4 protein-coding genes are annotated in these 2,625 nt (G+C 71.7%); 1 reads left to right on the forward strand and 3 read right to left on the reverse strand.

Features of this window, described 5'->3' with window-relative positions; translation table 11 throughout:
• From ACFFNX_RS47320 to ACFFNX_RS47330, 3 genes are all read right to left on the reverse strand, one after another.
• Positions 1 to 227 (reverse strand): hypothetical protein (locus ACFFNX_RS47320; protein ID WP_378212960.1); only part of this gene is annotated, 227 nt, incomplete at its 3' end.
• A 119-nt stretch (positions 228 to 346) separates the two neighbouring features.
• The gene (locus ACFFNX_RS47325) at positions 347 to 1,207 is read right to left on the reverse strand and encodes an NAD(P)-dependent oxidoreductase (protein ID WP_378212961.1); all 861 of its coding nucleotides are present in this window, start codon (positions 1,205 to 1,207) and stop codon (positions 347 to 349) included.
• Between the two features lie 51 nt (positions 1,208 to 1,258).
• The gene (locus ACFFNX_RS47330; protein ID WP_378212963.1) at positions 1,259 to 2,026 is read right to left on the reverse strand and encodes an IclR family transcriptional regulator; all 768 of its coding nucleotides are present in this window, start codon (positions 2,024 to 2,026) and stop codon (positions 1,259 to 1,261) included.
• A gap of 193 nt (positions 2,027 to 2,219) precedes the next feature.
• Between ACFFNX_RS47330 and ACFFNX_RS47335 the strand changes: the two genes are divergently transcribed.
• On the forward strand, positions 2,220 to 2,625 hold a 406-nt coding region (locus tag ACFFNX_RS47335), incomplete at its 3' end, for a hypothetical protein (protein WP_378212964.1).

Consider the following 2,625-nt stretch of genomic DNA (forward strand, 5'->3'; position numbering starts at 1 on the left):
GCCACGAGCGGCCACACCGCCTGGGCCTGCGCGGGCGAGACGGCCGAGCGGATGCGCCGCCGCCACGACTCCGGCGCGCCCCGCCGGCGTCCGCCGAGGGCGTCGGTCGTGAGGGCCAGCACCGACAGGTACGGGTCCAGGGACACGCGTATCGTCGCGTCCTCGAGTCTTCCGATATGGAGTTCCGTCGCGTCCAGACCTTCGACCTGCTGGGTGGATACAGTCATGTTTCGCTTCCCCGTCGGCTAGACAGGTGGGACGCGGGCAGATGCCCCGGGGTTCCGCTAGGCGACTATCCTCCCAATTCCCGGACATTCAGTAGGGCCATTTCACCGACATGACGGCGCTATCCCTGCGACCGCGCCGCGTAGTAGACGGCGGCCATGTCCTCATCGCCGTGGCCCAGCTCGATGGTGCGGCGGAACTGCTCGCGGATGGCGTCGGTGAGTCGTGGGTTCGCCCCGGCGGCGCGGCCGGCCGCCGCGACCAGACTCGCGTCCTTGGCGGCGCCGGTCGCCCGGAAGGTCGCCGGCAGCTCGCGCTTCATGATCGCCTCACCCTTGAGGTGCGCGTACGGCGTGTCCATCAGGCCGCCCTCGATCGCCTGCAGGAACAGGCGGGGGTCGATGTCGAACGCCTCCGCGAGCGCCACCGCCTCGCCGATCGCCGTGGTGAGGGCGAGGACCCAGCTGTTGGCGACGAGCTTGAGCCGGGACGCCTCGGTGCCCTCGCCGATCCACATCGTGCGGGACCCGATCGCCTCGAAGATCCGGTCGACGCGCTCGTCGCGGGGGCCGGAGGCCAGCACGACGAGGGCGCCGTCCTCGGCGGGCTTGCGGGTGCCGAGCACGGGGGAGTCGACGTACGCGACGTCGCGCGAGCGGGCGAGCTCGGCCAGCCGGTCGGTGGCCTCGGCGCCGACGGTGCTCATCTGCACCCAGATCGCGTCCTCCTCCATCGCGGGCAGCACACCCGCGATGACCTGCTCGACGGCGTCGCCGTCGTGCAGCATGGTCACGACCACGTCCGCGCCGTCGGCCGCCTCGGCGGCCTCGTCGCACACGACCGCTCCGTCCTCGGCGAGGAGCTCGGCCTTGGCTCGGGTACGGTTCCAGGCCCGCACGCCGAAGCCGGCGCGCAGCAGGTTACGGGCGATGGGTTCGCCCATGATCCCGGTTCCCAGTACGGCAATGGTCAAATTGTCCATGAGATCACTTGTACCCCACCTCCGACCGGGCGATCGCGGTGGGGATGAGCGTCACGCCGAGAGGCTCTCCGACAGGCGTCCGGCCGTGCGGCGCATGATCGGCACCACGTCGTCGATCACGTTGAGGGGCAGCCGGCCCTGGGGCCCGGAGATCGAGATCGCGGCCAGGGTCGGCGTGCCGGTGAGGGGTACGGCGACGCAGCGCACGCCGATCTCCTGCTCTTCGTCGTCGAGGGCGTAGCCGCGCCGGCGGATCAGGCCCAGCTCCTTCAGCAGCGCCGCCGGGTCGGTGATGGTGTGCGGCGTGTGCGCGGGCAGGCCCGTACGGCCGATGATCTCGCCGGCCACGGAGTCGGGGAGCTGGGCGAGCAGGGCCTTGCCCACACCGGTGCAGTGCGGGTTCACGCGCCGGCCGACCTCGGTGAACATGCGCATCGAGTGCTTGGAGGGCACCTGCGCGACGTACACCACCTCATCGCCTTCGAGCACCGCCATGTTGGCGGTCTCGCCGACCTCGTCCACGAGCTGCGCGAGCGCGGGCTGCGCCCAGGACCCCAGCAGCCGCCCCGCCGTCTCGCCGAGGTGAATGAGGCGGGGGCCGAGGGCGTACCGCTTGGACGGCTCCTGCCGGACGTACCCCCGGTTGACCAGGGTGCGCATCAGCCGGTAGATGGTCGGCATCGGCAGCCCGGAGGTCTCCGCCAGCTCGGTCAGGGCCAGCCGGCCGCCCGCGTCGGCGAGGTGTTCGAGCAGTTCGAACGCCCGCTCCAGCGACCGTACGCCGGACGCGGCCCGCGTCCCCGTGTCATCCCCCGTCACCCGACCTCTCCTCTCCCCGTTGACGGCATCCTACGAAAGGATCCTTTCATCAGGCGAAACAAGGATGAGAGTGCCGCAGGTTACAATCCGTGGTGACCCGGCTATAAGAAGTAACGACTCGCCTTGCGGGTGCCACCTGCCCGCCCCCCTCGAAGGCCGCCCGGCTATCCACACCTTGGGGGGACGTCCCGCCATGAAGGTGACACCCGGCACGCTGCTCACCACGACGATGGGCACGGCCGGCGCATTGATCGGCCCGGCCCTGCTCGGCAGCGCCGCCGCGGTCGCGACGCCCGCCGTTCACCTGGTGACCTCGATCCAGACCCTGGCCCGCGCACCGGAGGGGATCCGCTACGCCGTGTCGGTGCGCTCGGTGGGCGGTACGGCGCGCGCGGCGACGCTCGTGCTCAGCACCTTCGGCCCGGCCTCGTGGACGGCCGTGGCGCCGGGCTGCCTGTCCAGCGCCGACCGCACCGCGCTGGCCTGCGACCTGGGCGACCTGAGTCCGCAAGGCACCCGCACGCTGCGCTTCACCGCCCGGCCGGGGCAGGGTGGTTCGACCCAGGTGCCCGTCGTCGCGCAGGCGGGCGCGGTGAACG

Source organism: Actinoallomurus acaciae, assembly GCF_042429965.1.
Taxonomy (GTDB): Bacteria; Actinomycetota; Actinomycetes; order Streptosporangiales; family Streptosporangiaceae; genus Actinoallomurus; species Actinoallomurus acaciae.